Consider the following 23,040-nt stretch of genomic DNA (forward strand, 5'->3'; position numbering starts at 1 on the left):
GGTGCGCACCCGGGCCCGTCAGGAGCCGGACAGCCCAGTCACGTCGAAGGACTCAGAGATCGCGTTCTTGGGGATGCCGGTGACTCCCTTGTCGGCCACGATGAGGTTGGGCAGCACGAACAGCCAGTCGGCCGCAGCATCCTCCGACAGCATCCGGGCGGCCTTCTTCATGTCGGTGACCTGCTGCTGCTCGGTGCCCTCATCAGCCTGCTTCAACAGCTGGCTGAAGGCCGGGTTGGTGTAGCGCGTGTAGTACCCGGGGTCGCCGAACACCGCGCCCATGTCGCGTGGCTCGACGTGCGCGACGATCGACATGTCGTAGTCGGCGTTGGTGAACACGGTGGTCAGCCAGGCGGCCGGGAACTCCAGCTGGTCGAGCGTGACCTTGAAGCCGGCCTGCTCGAGCTGGCTCTTGACGACGGTGCCGCACGACACGGCATACGGCAGGGTCGGGATGCGCAGACGCAGCGTCTGGTTCGCCTCGCCCGACTCCTGCAGGAGGGTCTTCGCCTTCGCGACGTCGTGCGGGAAGGGCCCCGTCAGGTCTTCGTACCAGGGGTCGGTCGGCGGCACCATGCTGCCGATGAGGGCGCCCCGGCCGGCCCAGCAGGTGTCGACGAGCGCCTTGTGGTCGATGGCGTAGCGCACCGCCTCGCGCACCTTCTTGTTCTTCATCGGCCCGCTGCCGTTGTTGAACGACAGCACGACCTCGCCGTTGGTCGTGCCCTCGATGACGTCGTACTTCGGGTTGTTCTCGAACTGGCCCAGCGACTCCGGGGTCTGGACCGTGCCGACGACGTTGATGGTGCCCGTCAGGAGGGCGTTGTTGAGGGCGGTCGGGTCTTTGAAGTACTTGAAGGTGACCGTCTTGTAGTACGGCTTCTTGCCCCAGTAGGCGTCGTTGCGCACCAACGAGATCGAGTCGCCGCGGGTCCACTTGCCCAGCGCGTAGGGGCCGGTGCCCACCGGCTTGGTGGCGAGCTGGTCGACACCGGTGCGGCTGAACATCGCACCGACCCGAGTGGTCATGCGGTAGAGCCAGTCGTTGCTCGGTGCCTTCAGCACGACCTTGAGCTGGGTGGGCGAGACGACCGTGGCGCTGTCGACCACGTTCATCGCCGACTTGAGCGAGACCGTCCAGTCCTTCTTCACGCGGTCGATCGAGAACTTCGCGTCGTCGGCCGTGAACGGTTTGCCGTTGGTGAACGTCGCGTCCTTGGCGAGGTCGAAGGTGTAGGTCTTGCGATCGTCTGACACCGTCCACTTCGTGGCCAGGCCGGGTGAGATGTCGCCCTTCTGGTCGAGCTGCACGAGGCCCTGGTAGACGTTGTAGAGCAGCACCTGCGGGATAGCCGCACCGTCGGTCTTGGTGAAGTCGAGGTTCGACGGTTCGGCCACGAGCCCGATGCTCAACCCGGCGTCGCTGGTCTGCCCACCGCCGGTGGCGCCGCCGGCGGGGTTGCCGTTGCCTCCGCCAGAGGTCGATGAGCCGGCCGAGCACGATGCGAGGGCAAGGCTGGCCGCTGCCGTCGCGGCGACGGCCACGAGCCTCACGCGGGTTGACGCTCTGAACTGGTGCATCACGTTAGATCTCCATCCGGTTGAGAACGGCGGACGCGAGATCTGCCGTCGTGGCGTCGCCGCCGAGGTCGGGGGTGTGGTTCACCGGGTCGAGCAGCGCTGCGGCGACCGCCTCCCGGATGCCGTGGGCCGCGTTGGTGTGGCCGAGGTCGTCCAGCAGAAGCGCGCCCGACAGGATGCAGGCGACCGGGTTGGCCAGCCCGCGTCCGGCGATGTCGGGAGCCGACCCGTGCACGGGTTCGTAGATACCCGGCACCTGTCCACCGGGATGGATGTTGGCGCTCGGGGCCATGCCCATTCCGCCGGCCAGCACCGCGGCGAGATCAGAGAGGATGTCACCGAAGAGGTTGCCGGCCAACAGCACGTCCAGCGACCGTGGGGACTGGATCATGCGGGCGGCCATGGCGTCGACGAGCACGATCTCGAGCTCGACCGCTGGATACTGCTCGGCGACCTCGGTCACGACCCGGTCCCACAGCGGATAGCCGAAGCGCATGGCGTTCGACTTGGTCACCAGGCTGAGGCGACCGGAGCGCTGTTCGGCCAGGGCAAAGGCGTGGTGGGCGGCGCGCTCGATCACGCGCCGTGAGTGAACTGCCACCTCGATGCCGAGGTCGTGGCCGGTGCCCGCGTGCGCCAGTCCCCCGGCGCCGACGTACTCGCCCTCGGTGTTCTCCCGCACGATGACGAGGTCGACCCCGTCGGTGTCGCGCACCTTGGTCGGCACGCCCGGAAAGGCGTGCACGGGGCGCACGTTGACCGCGAGGTCGAGCTGCTGGCGCAGGCCGATGATCAGCCCCCACACCAGCTCGTGGTCGGGCACGTCGGGTCGGCCCACCGCCCCGAACAGAACGGCGTCGTGAGTCTTGACCACGGCGGCCGCATCGGCCGGCATCGCTGCACCTTCGCGCAGGAATCGTTCGCCGCCCCAGTCGAGCTCGGTGGTCTTGAGCTCGCCTCCCTCAGCAGCCACGGCGGCACGCATCACCAGAACCGCCGCCGCGACGACCTCCGGGCCGACGCCGTCGCCCGGGATCACCGCGAGGCGCACCGGCGCTGCGGGCTGCGTCATCGTGACCTCCTCAGGAACTGGTCTGACCAGTGGACTTCGTGACGATTGACGCTACCCTGACGACTGGGTCGGTGCTTGTCAAGGTTCCCGACCGGAACCAGCCGAGCGGTTCGGGCGAAGGGAGTTGGCGTGGCCGTGGATACCGGCTTGGCCACAATGAGCGCCATCGAGATGACGGCGAGGTTCGCCGACCGCTCGGTGTCACCGGTCGAGGTTCACGACGCGGTGCAGCAGGTGATCGACCGTCGCGAGCCGGTGCTGAACGCCTTCTGGGTGCGAGACATCGAGCAGTCCCGAGCCGCGGCTTCGGCCAGTGAGGCACGATGGGGAGCCGGTGAACCTCTCGGCCCCATCGACGGTGTTCCGGTCACGTTGAAGGAGAACATCGCCCGCGCGGGTGTTCCCATGCCCGCGGGCAACGCCGGCGTGGTCCCGGTCATCCCCGAGCGCAACGCCCCCATCACCGACCGGGTGCTCGAGGCGGGCGGGGTCGTGCTCGGATCGACGGTCATGCCCGACTGGGGCATGCTCTCCTCCGGTGTGTCGAGCCTGCACGGAACGACCCGTAGCCCGTGGAACCCTGACTGGACCACGGGCGGCTCGAGCTCGGGAGCCGGAGCCGCCGCGGCAGGTGGGTACGGGCCGTTGCACGTGGGCAGCGACATCGGCGGCTCGATCCGGCTCCCCGGCACCTGGCTCGGGCTGGCCACCCTCAAGCCGAGCGCCGGGCGCGTCCCCCTCGATACGCCGTACCTCGGCCGGTGCGCCGGCCCCCTGACCCGCACCGTCGCCGACGCCGCCCTGTTGATGGAGGTGCTGAGCCGACCCGACACCCGTGACTGGACCAGCCTGCCCCCGCAGCGGATCGACTGGTCGGCGCTCGACCTCGACGTCAGCGGCATCCGCGTCGGCCTGCATCTGGATGCCGGGTGCGGGGGCGACGTCGAGCCCGACGTCGCTGCCGCCGTGGCCGAGGTCGCGGCGCTCCTTGAGAAGGCGGGCGCCCACGTCGAACCGGTCGCGCCGTTCCTGACCCCCGCCCTGCTCGATGGCCTCGACCTGTTCTGGCGGGTGCGGTCATTCACCGACTACGCCGCACTCCCCCCGGAGCGGCAGGCCCTGGTGCTCCCGTACGTGCGACAGTGGTGCCTCGTCGGGGCCGATGCCTCGGGCGCGCGCGTGCTGGAGTGCTACCAGCAGATCATGCGGATGCAGGCCGCCACCGTCGCCGCCACCGAGCCGCACGACATCGTCATGTCTCCGGTGGCGCCGGTCTCGGCCTTCGCCGCCGAACAGCCGATGCCCTACCCGGACGACGGCAGGGGAATGCGACACGTCGGCTTCACCGCCCCGTACAACATGTCCGGGCAGCCCGCCGCGACCGTCAACTGCGGTTTCACCGCCGACGGGCGTCCGATCGGGGTGCAGATCTCCGGCCGGCGCTTCGACGACCTGGGCGTGCTTCGCGCGGCGCGGTGGGTCGAGCAGCACCGACCGTGCGCCGCAGTGCCCTGCTGGCCCGACCGCGGCACCACGGAGCAGCCCGCGCCCCAGGTGGAGGCATGACCTCCCCCGCCCCGTTCGAACCGGTACGGCCGGTGCGCCTCTACCAGCGCATCATCGAGCAGATCGAGGACGCCCTGGCCAGCCGCACTCTGCGCCCCGGGCAACGGCTGCCGAGCGAACGACAGCTCGTCGCCCAGTTCGGCGCGAGCCGGTCGACGGTGCGCGAGGCCCTGCGGGTGCTCGAGAGCAACGGTGTCATCCGCTCCCGGCCCGGTGACCCGAACGGGCCAGAGATCCTGCCCTTCTCGAGCCAGGCCCTGTCGAAACAGCTCACCCGGCTGGCGCGGGTCGATGGGGTCGACCTGGCCGAGCTGATCTCCTTCCGGATGGTGCTCGACGGCTCGGCGAACATGCTCGCCGCCCGGCTGCGCACCGACGACGAGCTGGCCGCCATCGAGGCCACCATCGAGGCCATGCGCCAGACGATCGACGTCGGCTACCAGCAGTTCAGCGAGGCCGACGTCGCGTTTCACGAGGCCATCGCCCGGGTCAGCCGCAACAGCCTGATCCAGGTCTGCAACCATGTGGTGCGTGGCGTGGTGCTGTCGCTCATCTCCGACAAGATCGCCCGCTCCCGCAACAGCAAGGCCCTCATGCGCGAGTCACTGCGCCACCACGAGGAGGTTCTCGAGGCCATCCGCGCGGGTGACGGGCCCGCTGCGGCGAGGATCTCGCGGCGCAACCTCTACGACTACTACGCCGGCTACCTGCCCAAAGCCGACCGCGAACCCCTGCTCGCCCTGCTCGACCCCACCGACTGACCCCCCACCTCCGGAGGGGGGATACTCGGGGCATGGGCCAGCCACCCCTGACCAGCGACGCGGCGCGGCCGGAGAGCCGGGCTCGCCGGCTGCTGTCGGTGGTCGGCATCGTGCTGCTTGCCCTGGTGGGCCTCTGGGCCCTCGGCCGGTTCGACGCGAGCAGCTCTACGGATGCCGCTCCGCTGCCCTCGCGCTCGACCCCACCCGTCTCGACGGTGAGCCCCGACCCAACGGCATCCGGTGTCGAGCCCTCGGTCACCCTCGAGACCGCCCTGCCCCCGTTCGGCGGCGTGGCGCTCGACTACATGACGCCGGGAGCCGCGTTGACCAGTCGTGATCTCCCCGCGGTCTTCGACGCCTGGACCGTTGTGGTGCGCCGCGACGACGGGTCGCTGGGCCACCACGGCGCCGTCGTCACGTACCCGGTGCCCGCGGCCCCACGCGAGAACCGCAACCGGGTGTCGGTCGGGCCGGTCGACGGCGTAGCCACGGCCGGCCAGATCGTGTGGCCGGTGGGCGGGCAGTACGCCCGCGTGCGCGGCGACCTCTCCCTGACCGTGCTTGCCCAGATCGCGGCGACCACCCGGGTCGTCGACGGCCGTCCCCAGGTGGCCCCGCCACTGCGGTTCACGGTCATCAGTCGCTCCCCGTCTCGGATGCCGCTCGTTCACCAGCTGCGCTACTACCAAGGGGCGCTCGGCATGACGTACACCGGCCTGGCCCGGGGCGGCAGCTTCGAGGACGCGCTGTACGCCGGCACCGTCACCCTGATGGGCAAGGTGAACGAGGCTCCGGCGGTCGCGTCGACGGTGGGCGGCGGCAACGGCACCGTCGCCTGGGAGCCCTCGCCGGGTCTGGTGGCCTACGTCGGGTGGAGCGGCGCCCCGCTCAGCAAGAGCACGGAGGCCGCCGCCTTCCGCCTCGCCCAGAGCTCGAGGATCCTGTCGGCTCGAGAGTGGCTGACCCTGGGTCCCCAGCTCATCGACCAGCCCAACGACATCGCCAGCCCCTGACCTGGCCCCTCCCCCGGCTGACCCCCGCAACACACCGAGCAATCGCGAACCCACCGGGTAGTTACTCGGTGTGTTCGCGAATACTCGGTGTGTTGGCGTGGTGGGAGCACGGTGGTCGGTACGGGGACGGGGACGGGTACGGGTACGGGTACGTACGGATTGGGACGGGGCTGGGGTCAGGGGAGGGCGACCTGGAGCAGCTCGAACTTGCCCTTCTCGACGATGAACCCGCGGCCCGGGGGCAGCTCGGCCCGGTTGAGCGAGGGCAGGTTGGCCTTGAACACCGACAGGCCCTCGTTGCCGTCGGGGTGCAGCGCCAGCCCCGAGCGGGAGGTCTTGAGCAGGGCCTGGATGCCGAAGTTGCTGCTGAAGAACGCCGCCTCCCCCTCAGCCACGACGAACTGGTCGTTGTCGATGCAGGCCTTGGTCAGCGTGGTGAGGGCGTTCTCGGCGCCGGCCGGGGCGAGGTCGTCGATGCGTTCGACGAACACCGCCACCGGCGCGGTGATGCGGCCGTGCTCGATGTCGTCGGCCAACCGGTTCGCGAGCACCGTGGTGGCCTCGCCCCCGACCGCCGTCTCGGCCCACACGCCGAGGCCGAGCAGCTCGCTGCTGCGCCGCGGCGTCATCAGGTAGAGCGCCGATGCCGAGCTGAACCGGTAGAGGCCGGCGGCGGTGGCGGCCATGGCGGTGGTGCGCCCCGACCCCGACGGCCCGGTGATGACGAAGGTGCCCCTGGGGTCGAAGCCGTAGGGCTCGAGGGTCGAGCTGGCGACGCCGATCACCGGACGACCGCCGTGTTCGGGCGGCAGGTCGGCCAGGGGGATGTCTTCGGCCAGGCTCTCGATGGGGGGCGCCACCCCGACCCCGGCCTTGCGCGTCGCATCGGCGAAGGCCACGACGGCGGCGGCCTGCACCGTCACGTCGCTCGAGCCACCGAGCACCCCGACCTGCACCTCCGAGCCGTTCATCAAGCCGCGGCCCGGGGGTGAGGCCATGGTCAGCACGTCACCCGGCACGCCGAACACGCTGTAGTCGTCGGTGTTGCTCATCCGCAGGATGATCCGACCCTGAACCGCGGCCGCGAGGTTCGTCGGCAGGCCGGTGCGCTGGTCGGAGGCGATGACGAAGTGCACCCCGACGGGGCGGCCGTCCGCGGCCAGACCGGCGAGCACGTCGAGCCACTGAAACCGGCCCCCGACCTCGTACGCCTGCCGGAACGCGGTCATGTTGTCGATGAGCACGATGATGCGCGGCTCGTCGGGCCGTCCCGCGAGGCGTCGGTAGTCGGTGACGGTCGACGCACTCACGCTCGAGTAGCGGCTCGCGCGCTCGTCGATGGTCGCGCGGATCATCCGCAGCAGACGGGTGACCCGCTCGTGGTCACCGCCCGGCACGATCGAGCCGACGTGCGGCAGCGCCTCGAGCATGGCCAGCCCCCGGTTGCCGAAGTCGAGCCCGTACACCTGGCACGGCCCGCCGCGCACGGTGTAGCCGGCGGCCACGGCGATGCTGCGCAGGAACACCGACTTGCCCGAACCGGACGAGCCGTAGATGGCGATGTTCCCCTCCTTGTCGGGGCGGAACGAGATCTCGGGCTGGGCCTGACGGTCGGGGTCGTCAGCCACGCCGAAGACGAGCTCGTCGTCACGTCGTCCGGTGGGCAGCGACGCGAGGTCGTAGACCGAGCGCAGGTCGGGCAGCCACGGCTTGCGCGGCTTCGGCAGCTCGGCCAGCTTCGAGGCCCGGTCTATCGACGCGACGAGACGCTGGATGTCGGTCGGCCCAAGATCTTCCGTGTCGTCGCGAGCGTCGTCGGCGGGCGGCTCCCACACGACCCCCGCGCCGAAGGTGAGGGTCTCGACCTTCATGTCGGGTGGCGGCGGCACGTCGGAGGTCCAGCCACCGGCGTAGCCGGCCTGGAACGGTACGAGCCGCCCCGGCCCGGTCTTCGACACGGCGCGGCCGGGCAGCGCGGGGTCGAAGAAGGCCGCCTCCTTGCTGCCGAGCACGTCTTCCGAGTCGTTCTCGTCGGCCATCCGCAGGGCCAACCGCAGGTTGGTGTTGGCCCGCAGGTTGTCCTTGATCACGCCGGCCGGCCGCTGGGTGGCCAGGATGAGGTGCAGCCCGAGCGAGCGGCCTCGTTGCGCCACGTTCACGACACCGTCGACGAACTCGGGCACCTCCTGCACCAGCGCGGCGAACTCGTCGACGATGAGGATCAGCGACGGTGGGGCGTCGACCTCGCCGCGACGCTCGAGCTCGAGCAGGTCTTTCGCCTTGTGCCGGGCGAGTAGGTGCTCGCGGTAGTGCAGCTCGGCGGCCAGTGACGCCAGGGCCCGCCGAACGAGGTGCGGCGAGAGGTCGGTGACCAGGCCCACGGTGTGGGGCAGCTTGACGCAGTCGCGGAACGCCGAGCCGCCCTTGTAGTCGACGAGCAGGAAGGTGACCCGCTGCGGCGAGTGGGCCGCCGCCATGCCCAGGATCCACGACTGCAGCAGCTCGGACTTGCCGGCGCCCGTCGTGCCACCGACGAGCGCGTGCGGCCCGTCGGTGCGGATGTCGACCGAGAAGGTGCCCTGGCTCGACTGGCCGATAACGGCTCGAAGGTTGCCGGGCTTGCGGGGCAGCACCGCCGGCGCGAACGGTCCGGTGAGGATCGAGCGCGACTCGCCCCACTTCTCGACCACGGCCTGCTCGGCCCGGGCGAGGTCGGTACCGGCCAGGGTGAGCATCGACACCGTGCGAGGCAGGTCGCTGTCGTCGTCGACGGGCACACCGGAGTCGACGACGGGCGCGAGCAGCCGGGCCGCGGCCATCGCCTCGTCGTAGCTGACCCGGTCGACCGCCACCGGCCGAACCTCGTCGCCCTGGTGCACGTAGCCGGCGAGCGAGGTCTCGTCGTCGGCGACGACGAGGAAGGTGTGGCATGCGGCCGGCAGCAGGGTCTGCGTCTCGGCCACCCAGACCACGATGATGCCGTGCCGATGGCCGCGCTCGGCGATCGCGACGAGACGGCTGCGGTCGATGGGGGCGTCGCTCTCGACGAGCACGAGCACGGTGGGGCGCTCGCGTGCCCCGGATGCCGGGCCGCCACCCTGGCCGCCGGCGGCTCCCGCTGCGTTCGGTGAGCTCGCAGGCCCCGTCGAGGCGATGAGGTCTTCGAGGGCGTCGGCGAGCGCCGAGCAGGCCGGCGTCGAACCGGCCAGGTGCCCGGTGTCGACCGGGCTGTGCGGTGAGCTGGTGTGGGGCAGCCACTTGAGAAAGTCCCAGTCCCGGGCCGACCCGCCGGAGGCGAAGGCGCACACGGCCAGCTCGGCCGGGGAGTGCAGCGCGGCAGCCTGCAGCACGAGGGAGCGGGCCGCGTCGAGCGAGGTGCGGCGCGGCCCGGCGATGCCGACGGCGCCGTCGACGAGCGGGGTGGCGACCACCGGCACGTCGTGCACCACCTCGAGGCCGCTGAGGTTGTCAGAGACCTCGAGCCAGGCCTCTGCCTTCGACCGGCCCACGGCGGGCATCTTGATGGTCGAGCGCGAGGGTCGGGTGCCGAGGCCGAACCGCAGCTCGCCGTAGCCGTGGCCGTCGCGCCGACGGGTCCAGAGCAGGGCCGACCGGTCACGCACGGCGAGGAGGCAGTCGCCGCCGCTGGGGTGCTCACCGCGGCGCACCCCGACCTCGGTGTCGGCCGTGGCGCGGATGCGGTCGGACAGCAGGCCGATGTCCTCCTTGAACTCGACCATCGCCTGCACGAAGTCCTTCTTCTGCTGCCGGCGCGACTCCATGTAGGTGCCGGCCATCATGAGCGGCATCATCAGCATGAAGATGATCGAGTAGGGGCTCTTGGTGACGGCGAACAGCACGGCCCCCATGAGCAGCGGCACGATCATCGCGATGAGCGGCAGCGGGTTCCCCTTGCCGCGCTCGGGCAGCTCGGGCACCTGGAACTCCTGGCCCTCGAACAGCGGCGCCACCCGCGGGGAGCGCGAGAAGGAGACCGTGCCGGCATCCCCCGACAGCACGCCGCTGCCGGGGCGGCTGACGGCGCCGTCACCGTGCAGGTGAACCTCCAGCTCGGTCTCACCGAGCCGCACGATGTCGCCGCTCTTGAGCTGGGCCCGGGCCACCTGTTGACCGGCCGCGGTGATGCCGTTGGCCGAGCCGAGGTCGACGACCTCGACGACCTCCTGCACGACGAGCTTGGCGTGCTTGCGCGACACCGACTCGTCGGTCAGCTGCACCTCACACCCGCGCCCACGGCCGACGTACGCCGTGCCGCGCGAGAGCTGCACCTCACGCCCCGCGTCGGGCCCCGACCGGATGGAGACGACGGCGGCCGGGCGGCCGCGGTCGACGAAGCCCTCGCCCGCCCGGGTCACGCTGACCCGCATCCCCGACTGCAGGCCGCTCTCGGCGACGGTGGCCCGGGCGTCGAGGCTGCGCATCTCGTGGTCGACGAGCACGAGGGTCATGGCGTGGTCGGCCCCGAGCACGCTCGAGCGGTGCGGATCGGAGGCAGCGACGAAGCCGGCGAGGTCACCGACGGTCGTGGCCGAGTCGGTGGTGGCGACGAGGTCGGTCTCGCGGTCGCCGGAACGCAGTACGAACTTCAGCTTCACGAGCGTTCCCGCCTGCCGAGCCGGCGAGAGGTGGCTGGCGCGGAGGTGCCCCGTGCAGCTCCGGCGGCCCCGGCAGCCCTGCGCCCGGAGCGCTGGGCGGTCGGCGTCGAGCTCGCGCTTCGTCCCTTGCGGAAGGTGCGGAGCGACACGTCGCCGCGCACCTTCTGCCAGAAGGTGTTCTCGGCGCGGATCGCCTTGCGGGCAGTGGCGACGTCGGCCCAGAAGCCGTCGACCTCCTCGGCGGTCGGCGGGTCGATGTCGAACACGTGGGTGTTGGCCGACGTGGCGAGGGTGACCAGCCCCAGACCGCCCTTTGCGACTACCGCGTCTCTCACGTCTCCGGCGTCTCCCGCGACCGGTGAGCTCGGGTTGCCAGACACAGCAGCCACGGCCGGCTGCGCCGTGGCGGGCGACGCGACCGCGACCGGGGCGCCCATCAGCGCGCCGTCGACGACCGTGCTGACCGGCGTCGGCGGTGGACCGGTCACGTGCAGCTCGAGCGAACGAGCTTCCTCGAGGCGGGTTCCCTTGGTGGGCAGCGGCATCCGAAGGTCACGTGCAGTGTCGACCACCTCGCGCCAGCCACCGGTCACCCGGTGCGCGGTGCTGCCACGGGTGCGGCGACGCCGCCGGCGCACCCACTTCACCAGGCGGATCAGGCCGTAGACCGCGAGCAGCACGAGCAGTGGAACCACGAGGAAGAAGACCAGCCAGCGCAGCCACTCGGGCCAGGTGCTCGGGTCGAGCGGGCTCTTCTCGTCTTTGGGCGGCGCCTTGAGCTGGGTGGCGTTCTGGGCCTGGTCGGGGCCCTGGAGCACGCTCGGCGGGTTGTTGGCCGCCGGTGGCGGCACCTGTGCGCCGGTCTTCTTCTCCTGCGACTTCTGGATCAGCTGCTGCGGCTTCTTGTTCCGGTCGGGCAGGAACTGGGCGGGCAGCACTGACTGCCAGGTGCCGTCGGCGAGCCGCACCTCGACCCAGGCGTGCACGTCGCTGCCCTTGACCGTGCCGGCCACCTTGGGGATGGCACCGACGACGACCCGGGTCGGGATGCCGATGCGGTTGGCCGCGAGCGCGAGCGCCGAGGCGTACTGCTCGTCGTTGCCGGCCAGCTGGGTGGACTTCACGAACTGGGTCATCCTTCGCAGGCTGTGCCCGGCGAGGAACTTGTTCTGGTAGTCGCCGGGCGTGCCACCGTCGGTGTAGGCGCCGTCCTGCATGGCCTTGGCGATGGCCAGCACCTTCGGCCAGGTGCCGTCGACCCTGCCGGTCCAGGCGTCGAGCCGGTCGTTGACGAAGTTGAGCGACTCGGTGTCGATGCCGTCGAGCGGGCCGGAGCCGGTCTCGACGTTCGCGGGCGGGGTGGTCTGAGCCGGTACGTAGGCGGTGACCGTGTAGGAGTCGCCGGGCTGCAGCTTCTCGGGGAGCACGCCGGTGTTGGTGTCGATGTTGAACCGCAGCTCGTCGTCGAGCGCCTTGGCGCGGTTGCCGGTGAACTCGAGGCCGGTGACGGTGCCGAACGTGGGCAGCCAGACGTCGCCGTAGCCACCCGCCGGCACGGTGACGGTGGCCGTGACCGCCTGGCCGGCGCGCAGGCCCTCGTCGGCGGGTGCGATGTGGGTGCCGACCTTGCGGAAGCTGGTTCCCGCCGTGCCGGTGCCCAGGTCGGCCGCGTTGCCCGCACCCCAGACATACCCGTCGTAGGAGTCGAGCGTGGCGAAGCGCACCGGCGTTCCGGCCGGCAGCCCCTGCACGGTGAGCAGCGTCTTCGTGAAGAGCTTCGAGGAGTTCGGCTCGGTGTACTGCCGGAACCCGGCCAGCGGGCTGGGGAACGCCGTGACGTCGTAGGGCGGGGTGAGCCCGGTGCGCAGCACGGTGCGTCCGGCGGCATCCGCGCCGGGCAGGTGTGGGCCGACGAAGAACCCGCCGACGGTGGCCACCGCGAGCAGCGCGGCCGTGGTCACGGCCCGGGTGGTGCGGGCGGCGCCGTTCTGCAGGGCCGGGCGGTTGCGGTTGCTGCGCAGGGCCGCCCAGCCGATCGCGACGAGGCCGAAGAGGGCACCCTGGAAGGCGAGCGCCGCGGCGGTCAGGGTGCCGAGCAGCAGCGACGTGACGAGCAGGGCGACCGGGGTGACGAGGGCGGTCACGGCGCCGGGCCACCGGCGGGCGACGCCGTAGGTGAGTGCCGCGCCGACGAGCCCGAAGAGGAAGGGCAGCGCCAGGTAGGGCCCCTCGGAGTCGACCGGTGGGAGCGCCGTGAGCAGCTCCTTCCACCCGGGCACCGCCATGTGCGCCGCCCCGGCGAAGGTCGAGCCCGACGGCACGAACCCGAGCAGCAGGTCTTCGCGGGTCGCGATGGGCCCCGCCAGCAGCAGGTAGGCGACGGCCACCCCCAGACCGGTGAGGATGCCGGGCAGCCGGAAGGTCGCCGTGACGTGGGTGATGACCAGCCCGATCACCAGACCGGCCAAGCCGACCCAGAACCAGCCGAGGCCGAAGAAGGTGGTGCGGAAGCCGATGAGGGCGAGGCCGACGAGGGCCGTGGTGAAGCCGGCGTCGATCAGGTGTGCGGGGCTCGGGCGCAGCCGCGCCACCTGTGCCTTCGCCTTCTCGCGGAGGGTGGGCGGCTTGGTCAGCATCGAGGGCGTCGGTCCGGCCATCGCCGGGATCACGGAAGGGACCGCGGAGCGACCGCCGGCCGCCGGGCGGTTGATCGAGGAGCCGCTCGGCTGACCCGTCATCGCGACACCCCCGCCACAAGCAGCAGCCGCAGGTCTTCGAGGCGGCTCAGGGTGAGGATGAGCAGGCCACCACCGCGGCGGATGCCGTGGTCGGCCTGCGGGTCGATGACGACGACCACCTTGGCCACCTCCTGCGAGAACTGCCCGGCGGCGCGCTGCAGCTCGATGAACGGGCGATGGGGACCGGTGACGAGAAAGACGGTGCTCGTGTCGGGGGCCAGGTCGGCGGCATCCAGCGACATGGCGAAGAAGTCGACGGGGCCGGGCACGACCCGGCTCATCGCGTCGAGGCCGACCTGGGGCACCGCCTTGGTGACGCGCTGGTCACCGCACACGATGGTGGCGTCCTGCTCGTCGAGCATGACCCGCACCATGATCGAGCTGCCGACCGAGATGGCGGCCTCGACGTCGGCCTGGATGGCCGTGGGTGCGTTCGCCGCCATCACGTCGCGCACGACCTCGCGGTCGGCCTGCCCGGTCTTGCCGTGCCCGGAGCGGTACTGCTCGGGGTCGGGGTCGACGAGCACCGACACGTGCGAGCGGCGGGTGTCGAGGAACTGGCGCACGAGCAGCCGGCCGGCCTTCGCCGAGCTGCGCCAGTGGATGTAGCGGCGGTCGTCGCCGGGCTGGTACTCGCGCAGGGCGTGGAAGGCGAGGTCGCTCATCGACAGGTCTTCGGTGGTGCTGCCTTCGAGGTCACGCAGCAGGCCCGCCCCGAGGCTCTCGAGGGCGACGGTGCGCGGGTGCACGAACAGTTCGGTGCGTTCGGTCCAGGTGAGGGTACGGCGCATCAGCCCGAGCGGGTCACCCTGCACCGTCGTGGCCGGACCGACCTGGATGACGCCACGGCGCGAGGTCGGCACGACGAACAGCTCTTCGTGCGCATGACCGGGCGTCAGGGCCGGCAGCACGAACCGGGCTGCCGAGAGACCGACGGGCAGCTCGACGAGGATCGGCAGCATCGGCGTGCGCGCCTCGTTGGTGACGATGATGCGGCCGGTGGCCGGGTCACCGACCACGACCCGTCGCGGGTCGACCTGCGCCTCGATGGTGACCCGGGTTCGGCCCATTGCGAGCACCAGGCAGATGGCGAAGAGCACCAGGGCCGCCCCGGCCACCATGAGCAGCTCGGTCCAGCCCCAGTGCGTACCGGCGACCCAGCAGGCCACCCCGAGCGCCAGGATGGTCCACCCGAGCGGGCTCACCCAACCCAGCACCCGCGCGACGGGGCGCCAGACCGGGCGGGCCTGGTCGGCCACCTGCCCGAGGTTGTGGGTGACGCCCTGGGTGATCTGGCGGATGCCGCGACTCGTCGTTCCGAACGATGACCCCAGCGAGCCGAGCGAGCCGGCCAACCTGGCCCGGCGACCGGAGGTCGTGCCCACTGGCTCACCCGTCGCTGGGGCGGATGAGGGCCCGCCGGTCGGGCCGCGCTGGTCGAGATCGGTCATGGGTGTCAGGTCCTGGCTGGTCGGCTCACGCTGACGCGCGCTCGGCGGGCGGGGCGATGTCAGCCAGGATCGAGTCGATGACCTGCTCGACGGTGGTGCCGGCGAACTGGGCCTCGGCCGCGAGCAGCAGGCGGTGGCAGAGGATCGGTTCGGCGAGCAGCTTGATGTCGTCGGGGATCACGTGGGTGCGGCCCTGGCTGGCCGCCCACGTCTTGGCGCAGCGCACGAAGGCGAGGCAGCCACGCACCGACAGGCCGAGCTTGAGGCTGGGGTGGCGGCGTGACTCCTCGGCGATGCGGCTGATGTAGCCGAGGATGGCGGGGTCGACGTGCACCTCGTCGGCGAGCTTGCCCATGTCGACGATGACGTTGCTGGCGATGAGCGGGCTCAGCTGGTTGGCGCGGTCACGGGTCTTGGCGTCGGCGAGCACGGCGATGGTCGCCTCGTGGTCGGGGTAGCCGACGCTGGCCTTCATCAGGAAGCGGTCGAGCTGGGCCTCGGGCAGGCGGTAGGTACCGGCCTGTTCGATGGGGTTCTGGGTGGCGATGACCATGAACGGCGCCCCGACCGAGTGCGCTTTTCCGTCGATGGTGACCCGGCCCTCCTCCATCACCTCGAGCAGCGCCGACTGGGTCTTGGGCGAGGCCCGGTTGATCTCGTCGGCGAGCACGATGGTCGCGAAGATCGGGCCGGGGTGGAACTCGAAGGTCTGCTTCGTCGGCTCGTAGATCGTCACGCCGGTCACGTCGCTCGGCAGCAGGTCGGGGGTGAACTGGATGCGGCTGTGCGTGCCCTGCACGGTGGCGGACAGAGCCCGCGCGAGCTGGGTCTTGCCGGTGCCCGGGAAGTCCTCGAGCAGCAGGTGCCCCTCGGAGAGCAGGCAGGTCAGGGCGAGGCGGGTGACGTGGTCTTTGCCGAGCACGGCCTTCTCGATGTTGCCGACGAGCTGGTCGAAGGTGTGCGCGAACCAGGTCACCTGCTCCTGCGTGATCTGCGGGGTGGTCTGTGCAGAGGCCTGGGCAGTGGTTTGGGCGGTCGGGGCCGAGCTCATGGTCGTTCTCCTGTCGGGGCAAGCGGGTTCGCGCTGCGGGGCGGGCAACGCGAGAAAGAGGTGATCACCAGGGTCGGTGCCCCGAACTGGCGCGGCCGTTCGATCCTGTGCACTCCACCTGCATCCAGCCCCCGAAGTAGCCGTTGAACTTGCCCGACTTGTTGAGCTTGCCGTTGGCGTCGCTCTGGGGCCGGTGGCTGCCTCTCGTGCCGTCGTCGGTGCCGAGCACTCCATCGCCCTGGTCGCTGGTGATGAGGCAGGAGATGGAGCCATCGAAGTTCTTGAGCACATAGTTCACGTGGAAGCAGGTGGAGTCGCACGGGTCGGCCCCGGTGTTGCACTCCGCGCCGCATCGGTCGCCGTGAGTCACACTGAGCACCTGCGGTTTCGGGGGCGGCGGCTTCGCGTTCGTCTTGTCGCTGGCCGAAGACGACGGCCCGTTGCCGGAACGGTCGGCGAACGGGGTGACCGTGATCCTCTTCGTGGTCGAGTAGCCCAGTCCGTTGAAGGTGTACCTCGTGGTGCCCGCAGGGAGCGTGCCGTTCGCGTCTCCGCCGAGCTTGTAACCGGAGATCGCGTTGCCGTTGGCCGCGGGGCGGCTCCACGTGAAGGTGATGCTGTCGTCGCCGTGTGACGAGGAGACGCCACCCAGCCCGTTCGTCGGCCCGTACGGGGTGAAGCTGACGCTGTTCGACCAGGGTGAGCAGTTACCCGCCACGTTGCAGGCTCGTACCTGCATGGTCTGCGGGGTGTTGCCCAGACTCGTTGCCGTGCCGCCGGTGGCGCCGCCGGCCCAGGAGCCGGATCGCCCTGCTGACGTGCGCCACTCGACGTGGTCATACCCGCGCGAGCGCGAGCTGCCCAGCGCAACGGCGGCGTTGGCGGCATAGTTCGCCGACGGGGTGACGACGGAGCTCAGCCGCGGCGTCTCGGGGATGCCGTCGGCCCGGTAGCTGCTGAAGTTCGACCGCGCCGACGTGGCCGGCCCACCGTTGGTGGCGGTCACGGCGTACTGCACCGTCTGCCCCTGGTAGGGCACCGAGTCGGAGGCGACCCGTTGGCTACCTCCGGAGACCGAAGCGACCAGGCTCCAGGCTCCGCTGCCGCTACGGCGGTAGACGTCGTACTTCGTGATGGCCGGGCCGTTGGGGTTGGTCGAGGGCCAGCTGATGCTGACCTGCGCGTTGGCGGCCGACGGCGTCGGGGTGCGCGGCGCGAGGTTCGGGGCCGCCACCGGGGTTGGGGTGCCGAACGACTGGGCCTTGGCCGAGGGGCCGTAGGGCCCCCAGCCGGCCCCGTTCTGGGCCTGCACGCGAATCTGGTAGGCGTCGTTGTTGACCAGCCCGGTGATGACCCGGCTGGTCACCCCGGCCGCCACCTCGGCCTGACCGGTGGCGCCGGCCCCACCGCCGATGTTGATCCACTGCACTCGGTACTTCGTGACCGCGCTACCGCCGTTCTGAGGCGGCGCCCAGATGACGGTCAGCTTGCGGTCGCCGGGGGTGATGTCGCCGACGAAGGTCTGCTCGGGCTTCTTGTCGGGCGTGGCCGCGTTCGAGGCCCGGCTCGGGTCTGACCAGCCGACGGCGTTCCGCGACCGCACCGTGAAGGTGTACGCCTGGCCGTTCTTCAGCCCGGCGATGGTGCACGGCGACGCCCCGCAGATCTGCTCCTTGCCACCCGACGGGGTCACGCCGTACTGCAGGATCGGGAGCCCACCGTCGTAGGCCGGCGGGCGCCAGTCGACGCGAGCCGTGCCACCGAGGATGCGGTCGGCGACCGCTGTCGGAGCCTCCGTCGGGTCGGGCTTGCTGCGCACCGTGATCGATACTTCACCCGTCACCGGGGGCCGCCCCGGGGCATCAGAGACCCGGACCGTTACCCGAGCGTCGCCTCGCGCCTTCTCGCCGGCCGACACGGTGAGCTGGCAGCCCTTCTGGCTCGCCGTCACCGACGTGCCCGACACCACCCGGCTGGTTTCGATCGCGCACTGCGGGTCGGTCAGCGGACTGTCGAGATACTGGGCCAGGTTGACGGTGCGGCTGGTGCCGGCGATGAGGCCCTCGATCTGCACCGGCCGGAGGCTGGCGATCGGGGGGGCGCTGGTCACCTTGACCCGGATCTTGAACTTCTCGGCCCCGCCCTTGGCGTTGATCGTGACCGCTCCGGTCGCGCCGGCCTGGGCCCCGGCCTGGGCCTGGAGCACCACCTGACGGCCACCGGCCCCAGCCTGACGCAGGTCGACCCGGTCGACGGCCGGGCTCCAGGTCGACTCGTACTGGGCCGAGCCGGCGTCGAGGCCCGATGGGAACCAGGCGTGGCAGACCCGCGGGATGTCGACGGTTCGGGCCGGGCCATCGGCCGCGAGCGAGACCTCGAGGTCGGGGCAGCGCAGCACCGGCACGTCAGGCCCGATCTGCACCGGGACGGTCACGTAGGTGCGCTGGGCGCCCTTGTCGGCCGGGCCGGTCGAGTTGGTCACCTCGAGCATGACGGCAGCCGGGCCGACGTAGCCGTTGGTCGAGCTCAGGGCGAGCTCGGTGGCGCTGTCGGACTGCGCCTGAAGGTTCTGCTTCGGTGAGCTCGAGAGGGTGTCAGGGGAGGTGAGGGCGACCGAGCCACCCCGCGGGTCGACGACGTAGTCGGCCAGGTTCACCTTGACCGTCGAGTCGGGGTTCATCCTGATCGTCTTGCCCGACACGACGTAGGGCAGTCCGTTGCTGCCGGCCGGAACGTAGATCAGGGCCATCGCCACGGCGCCGTCGGCGTCCTCGATGAGGTACGGCACGACCCGCGCCTCGGGGCGCAGCGTGATGCGCACCTTGCGGCCCTCGATGACGGCGCCGTCACCGATCACCTTGGTCAGCTTGAGCGAGGCCTGGTCGCCGTCAAGGTCGCGGTCGTTGGCCAGGGCGTCGACCACGATCGAGGTGTCGCCCCGCTTGGCCACGCCGGTGTCGTCGACGGCGATGGGCGGGTTGTTGAAGTTCTGCTGACCCCGCACCGTCAGCGTCGAGCGCGAGGCGTCGAAGAGCCCGTCGGTGATGCCGTAGGTGAGCACCTTGGCCGGGCCCTCCTCGGGCGCCACCACCTTGAAGGTGTTGTCGCTCTGGCGCTTGAAGTCCTTGAGCACGTCGGCGTCGTTGAGCTTGTCGAAGCGTTCGAACTGCACTTCGTCGCCGTCGGCGATGAGGTCATTGGAGAGCAGCTCCGCACGAACGGTGCGGCCGGGGGCGGCGACGATGTCGTCCTCCACCGCGACGGGGGGCTGCGGGTCGCCGGGCTGCACGACGCCGACCCGGATGAAGCCTTCACTCGAGAGCCCGAACCGGTCACGCAGCTGGTAGCGGATCACCTCGGTGCCGGCGCTTCGCGGATAGGCCTCGTAGCGGATCGTGGCGGCGCCGAAACCGAGCACCCGCCCGTAGGTGAGGTTGACGGCATTGCCCTGGTCGCCGACGATGCCGCCGACGAAGGTCAGGTCGCCGTCGGGGTCGACCCCGCTCGTGGGGACCGTGATGGCGAGGGTGTCACCGGCGGTGACGCTGGCCGAGAAGCTGCGCGCCGCCGGTGGCTGGTTCGGGTTCTTGACCGCGTCGGGCAACGGCTTGATCGTGACCGCGACCCGGCCCGTCACCGCCCGGGCCCGCAGACCCTCCGGGTAGGTCGTGTACTCCAGCAGGGCCGTGCGCTGGGCGGTCGTCTTGTCGGCACCGGGCACGTAGCGCACGACGGTGCCCGAGGCGAAGGCCTGGCCACCACCGGAGACGACCCGAACCCCCGCGGGGTCGAGCTTGAGGGGGATACCCTCGCTCATCGAGTCGTTGTCGAGCACGGGGATGGTCACCGCGTCGCCGACGCGCACCAGGGCCTGGTCGTCGGTCACGGTGGGCCGGATGACGTTCTTGGGCTCAGGCTTCTGCACGACCGAGAGCTGGCCGACGGCCGTCTTCGTGCCGTCGCTGATCGTGTAGCTGACCGTGCCGCGGCGCTCGGCCTGGTTCGCCAGCGGCGCCGTCGCCTGCACGCGCACCCAGCGGCCCTGCACGACCGAGACCCGCAGCCAGGCGCTCGAGGTGACCACCTTCTGCACCACCAGCACGTCGCTGCGCGGGCTGTAGTCGTTGGTCAGAACGTCGGCGATCACGGGTGTCTGACCGCGCACGACAGCGGCATCCGGCGTAGCTACCGGGGGCAGGTCGGCCGACGGGTTGGGCACGATGTCGACCCGCACCCGGCCGACCGAGACCCCCGAACCCGACTGGGCCGCGTAGGTGATGGTGGAGGTGCCCGGCGTCGCGCCGGTGACGGTGAGGGTGTTGGTGTCGAGGTTGGTGTCGAGGGTCAGCTGCCCCGGGCCCTTGACCGACTGGGCCAGCTGTAGGCGGGCCTCGGTGTCGCTCGGGTCGGCGCCCGGGATGTCGTTGCCGAGCGGCTGCAGCTGCACCGGCTTGCCGACCACGGCGCGCACGACGTCGGGCTGGGTGCGTGGCGCGACGGCGCGGTCGTCGTCGCCGAGCACCGAGAGGGTGATGCCGGCCTTGCTCGTGCCGCCGCGACCGTCGTCGACCTGATACTCGACGACCTGGTTGCCGCGCTTGTCCTGCGCCTTGACCGTGAGGGCGCCGCTGCCGTCGACCCCGGTGCGCGCGTCGAGCGGGCTGACCTGGATGGGGTCGCTCTCGGCGTCGCGCCAGTCGGCGATGACCCCGACCTTGACGGTGCCGGCATGAACGACGGGGTACTTCGCGGAGGTGAGGTTCTTGTCGCCGGCCCGCACCTTGGGCGGCGTGTTGACCTCGTCGCCGACGATGCGCACGGTGACCTTGGCGGTGGCCCGGCCGTTCTTGGCCGTGGTGCCGTTGTTGACGGTGTAGGAGAAGCTGAACTGGCCCTGCGCCTCTTCGGGCACGGTGACCTGAACGGTCTGGCCGTCGGCGGAGGCGCTCGTGGCGATCCCGCCCTGGCTGGCCTTGCCGACGTCGGAGGGCGAGATGGCGAGGATGGAACCCTGCGAGTCGGAGTCGTTGTCGAGCACGTGCAGGGTCGAGGTGCGGCCCGGGCGCACCTGCAGCGAGTCGGGCAGCGCCTTCGGCGGGGTGCGGCTCACCTCGTCGTCGACGAGGTTCTCGTCCTTCTTCTTGTTCTTGTTGTCGGTCTGCGGCGGCGGGATCAGCGAGCTCCAGTCGTCGATCTTGATCTGGCCGCGGTCGACGTCCCACACGTCGCCGGAGTCGAGGTCGTTGAGCACGATGAGGCCGCGGTTGACCCGCAGCTTGACCCCGTCAGACCGCACTCCCTTGTTCTTCGACGCGAGCTGAATGGTGGAGGCGTCACCGGGCGCGCCACAGTTGCGCCCGTAGAACGCCCGACCCGCTCCGGCCCAGGCCGCGTGAACGCACGAACCGAGACGCACGGGGGCCGTGAGCAGCAGCTTCTGGTCGGGCCCGCCCTGGCTGAGCTTGACCCCACCACCGGGCTGCGCGTCCTTGACGATCGGAGCGTTGGTCAGGCCCGACCGGTCTTCGATGAGCACCGTGTCAGCATCGGGGCCGGGCTGCTGAAGGGCGGCGTAGGCCGGCGTGCCGGGCTCGCTGTCACCGACGGAGAGCTGCTCGGGCGCCTCGAGACGGTCGGAGAAGAGCTTTCCGGTGCCGGAGTCGAACACCACCCAGTGCCCACCGACGGCGGTCACCTGGGCCGACTTCGAGGCGAGGTCGAGCTTGACCTGCTCGGGTTTGGCAAAACCTTGGCCCTGCGGACGCAGGATGGCGAGCACGCCCTTCTCGGCGGAGAGCGCGTAGACAACCCCGTCGACCCCGACGGCCACGGCGGCGTTGGGGCCGACCGTGGCGATCGGCTTGGCCTGGGTCTGCAGCGCGTCGAGCGACTCGACGCCGGCCCGCTCGTCGACCCGCTCGGCGCGCACCTCGCCCTTGGCCGGGTCGATCATCGCGACGGTGCCGCCGCGCAGGTCGACGACGGGCGCCGTGAACACCTGGTTGCCGGTGGCGGTGCTCGCCTTGGGCAGCACGATCGCCTGCTCGGGGGCGAGGGTGCCCTCCGCGGCGTTGATCGGCACGAGCTGGTTGCTGGCCTTGGAGATGCCGAGCACGGCGCTGCCCGCTTGGAGCACGTCGAGACCCGAACCGCTCGTGCCGCCCGAGACCACACCGGCATCCAGCTGCCCGGCCGGCTTGTTGATGCGGCCGTAGCGGGCCTGCTCGGCGTTGGTCACCCAGACGCCACCGTCGTTGAGGTCGGCCTTGCGCACGATCTCACCGTCGGAACGGGTCGCGAACCACACGAGCAGGCTCGCCACGAGGGCGAGTACGACCACTCCGATGATTCCGATTCGTCGCTTGGTAGCGGCGGTGCTCATGCATTCCCCTGTTCGGTGCCGGTACCCCCCGGCCCCCCGTCGATCAGCGCCAGGTCGTGCTCCGTGACGAGCTTCGTCGAGAGCGCGTGCTCGACGAGCCTGGCCTTGCGGTTGCTCGCCAGCTTTCCTACTCCACCGTGCAGACCACGGGTTCCGGCATCCGCGAGCTTCTGACAAACGTTGTCCAGTTTGCGGTTGAACCGCGTCAAGGTCCAATCGAGCCTCTTGGCCGCGGCGGCCGAGGAGGGGATCTGGCTGGTTCCGGCCTCGCGTCGGCGCAGGAACGGTTCGCACAGCGCGATGATCAGCAGCTTCTGGTCGGGGGTGAGCGAGATGCGCCCCACGGTGGCCGCTCCGACCTCCTCGTCGTTGCCGTCGTGAACGCTGTCGCGCGGGTTGTCGTCACCGTCGGTGCCGACCGACTTGAACGCCGGGCTGGCCACGTGGATCTCGAAGTCGTAGGTCGTCGGACCGGCCGTGAACCAGACGATGAGCTTGCGCATCGCGAGCGGGATGCGGGCCCCGGGGCCCAGCCAGGCCTGGAAGAGGCCCTGCTCGTCGGCGACCGTGGCCGTCAGCGTCGACCCCGTGTTGCTCAGCCACCAGAAGCCGTGCTCGAACGACACGACGAGGAAGGTGCGGTGCAGGTACGGGTTGTCGTCGACCTCGACGTCGCCGGAGCGACCGATGGTGAGCCCGTCGTCGGGTGACACGGCGTACTGCTCACCGCAGAACTCCACGGTCACCTTGCTGTGGATCACGATCAGGTCCCCTCACCTGTCGACAGAACGAGCGCACGCCCGACGGAC

Annotated in this window: 11 protein-coding genes; 3 read left to right on the forward strand and 8 right to left on the reverse strand. The window is 70.8% G+C overall.

Going from position 1 to position 23,040, the window contains the following annotated elements; genetic code table 11:
• Positions 1-18 precede the first annotated feature (18 nt).
• Both BA895_RS08455 and BA895_RS08460 read right to left on the reverse strand, forming a co-directional pair.
• Complete coding sequence (locus BA895_RS08455) at positions 19-1,554, reverse strand: ABC transporter substrate-binding protein (protein WP_305778069.1); 1,536 nt, start codon at positions 1,552-1,554, stop codon at positions 19-21.
• Between the two features lie 31 nt (positions 1,555-1,585).
• Entirely contained in the window at positions 1,586-2,653 is a 1,068-nt protein-coding gene (locus BA895_RS08460) for an isocitrate/isopropylmalate dehydrogenase family protein (protein WP_070191456.1), read from the reverse strand.
• Between the two features lie 156 nt (positions 2,654-2,809).
• Between BA895_RS08460 and BA895_RS08465 the strand changes: the two genes are divergently transcribed.
• Genes BA895_RS08465 through BA895_RS08475 form a run of 3 tightly spaced genes read left to right on the forward strand, consistent with a single transcriptional unit; the run spans position 2,810 to position 5,993 of the window.
• Positions 2,810-4,219 (forward strand): amidase, encoded by a 1,410-nt coding sequence (locus BA895_RS08465; RefSeq protein ID WP_070191457.1) that lies wholly within the window; start codon positions 2,810-2,812, stop codon positions 4,217-4,219.
• Positions 4,216-4,980, forward strand: coding sequence for a FadR/GntR family transcriptional regulator (locus tag BA895_RS08470; RefSeq protein ID WP_070191458.1), 765 nt, complete (start codon positions 4,216-4,218; stop codon positions 4,978-4,980). Before BA895_RS08465 ends, BA895_RS08470 begins: the two co-directional genes overlap by 4 nt.
• A gap of 32 nt (positions 4,981-5,012) precedes the next feature.
• The gene (locus BA895_RS08475) at positions 5,013-5,993 is read left to right on the forward strand and encodes a hypothetical protein (RefSeq protein WP_070191459.1); all 981 of its coding nucleotides are present in this window, start codon (positions 5,013-5,015) and stop codon (positions 5,991-5,993) included.
• Positions 5,994-6,169: 176 nt separating this feature from the next.
• Here BA895_RS08475 and BA895_RS08480 read toward each other — a convergent pair whose 3' ends face one another.
• The 6 genes from BA895_RS08480 to BA895_RS08505 all read right to left on the reverse strand — a co-directional run bounded on the left by BA895_RS08480 (position 6,170) and on the right by BA895_RS08505 (position 22,992).
• On the reverse strand, positions 6,170-10,609 hold the full coding sequence (locus tag BA895_RS08480; protein WP_070191460.1) for an FtsK/SpoIIIE domain-containing protein: 4,440 nt from the start codon (positions 10,607-10,609) through the stop codon (positions 6,170-6,172).
• Entirely contained in the window at positions 10,606-13,347 is a 2,742-nt protein-coding gene (locus tag BA895_RS08485; protein WP_070191461.1) for a transglutaminase domain-containing protein, read from the reverse strand. The genes BA895_RS08480 and BA895_RS08485 overlap by 4 nt, the downstream gene beginning before the upstream one ends.
• The gene (locus BA895_RS08490; protein ID WP_070191462.1) at positions 13,344-14,798 is read right to left on the reverse strand and encodes a DUF58 domain-containing protein; all 1,455 of its coding nucleotides are present in this window, start codon (positions 14,796-14,798) and stop codon (positions 13,344-13,346) included. Before BA895_RS08490 ends, BA895_RS08485 begins: the two co-directional genes overlap by 4 nt.
• 25 nt (positions 14,799-14,823) lie before the next feature.
• The gene (locus BA895_RS08495) at positions 14,824-15,849 is read right to left on the reverse strand and encodes a MoxR family ATPase (protein ID WP_070191463.1); all 1,026 of its coding nucleotides are present in this window, start codon (positions 15,847-15,849) and stop codon (positions 14,824-14,826) included.
• A gap of 64 nt (positions 15,850-15,913) precedes the next feature.
• Entirely contained in the window at positions 15,914-22,231 is a 6,318-nt protein-coding gene (locus BA895_RS08500) for an Ig-like domain-containing protein (protein ID WP_070191464.1), read from the reverse strand.
• On the reverse strand, positions 22,228-22,992 hold the full coding sequence (locus tag BA895_RS08505; RefSeq protein ID WP_083283135.1) for a hypothetical protein: 765 nt from the start codon (positions 22,990-22,992) through the stop codon (positions 22,228-22,230). Before BA895_RS08505 ends, BA895_RS08500 begins: the two co-directional genes overlap by 4 nt.
• Positions 22,993-23,040 lie beyond the last annotated feature (48 nt).

It is taken from the genome of Humibacillus sp. DSM 29435 (assembly GCF_001758225.1).
Lineage (GTDB): Bacteria > Actinomycetota > Actinomycetes > Actinomycetales > Dermatophilaceae > DSM-29435.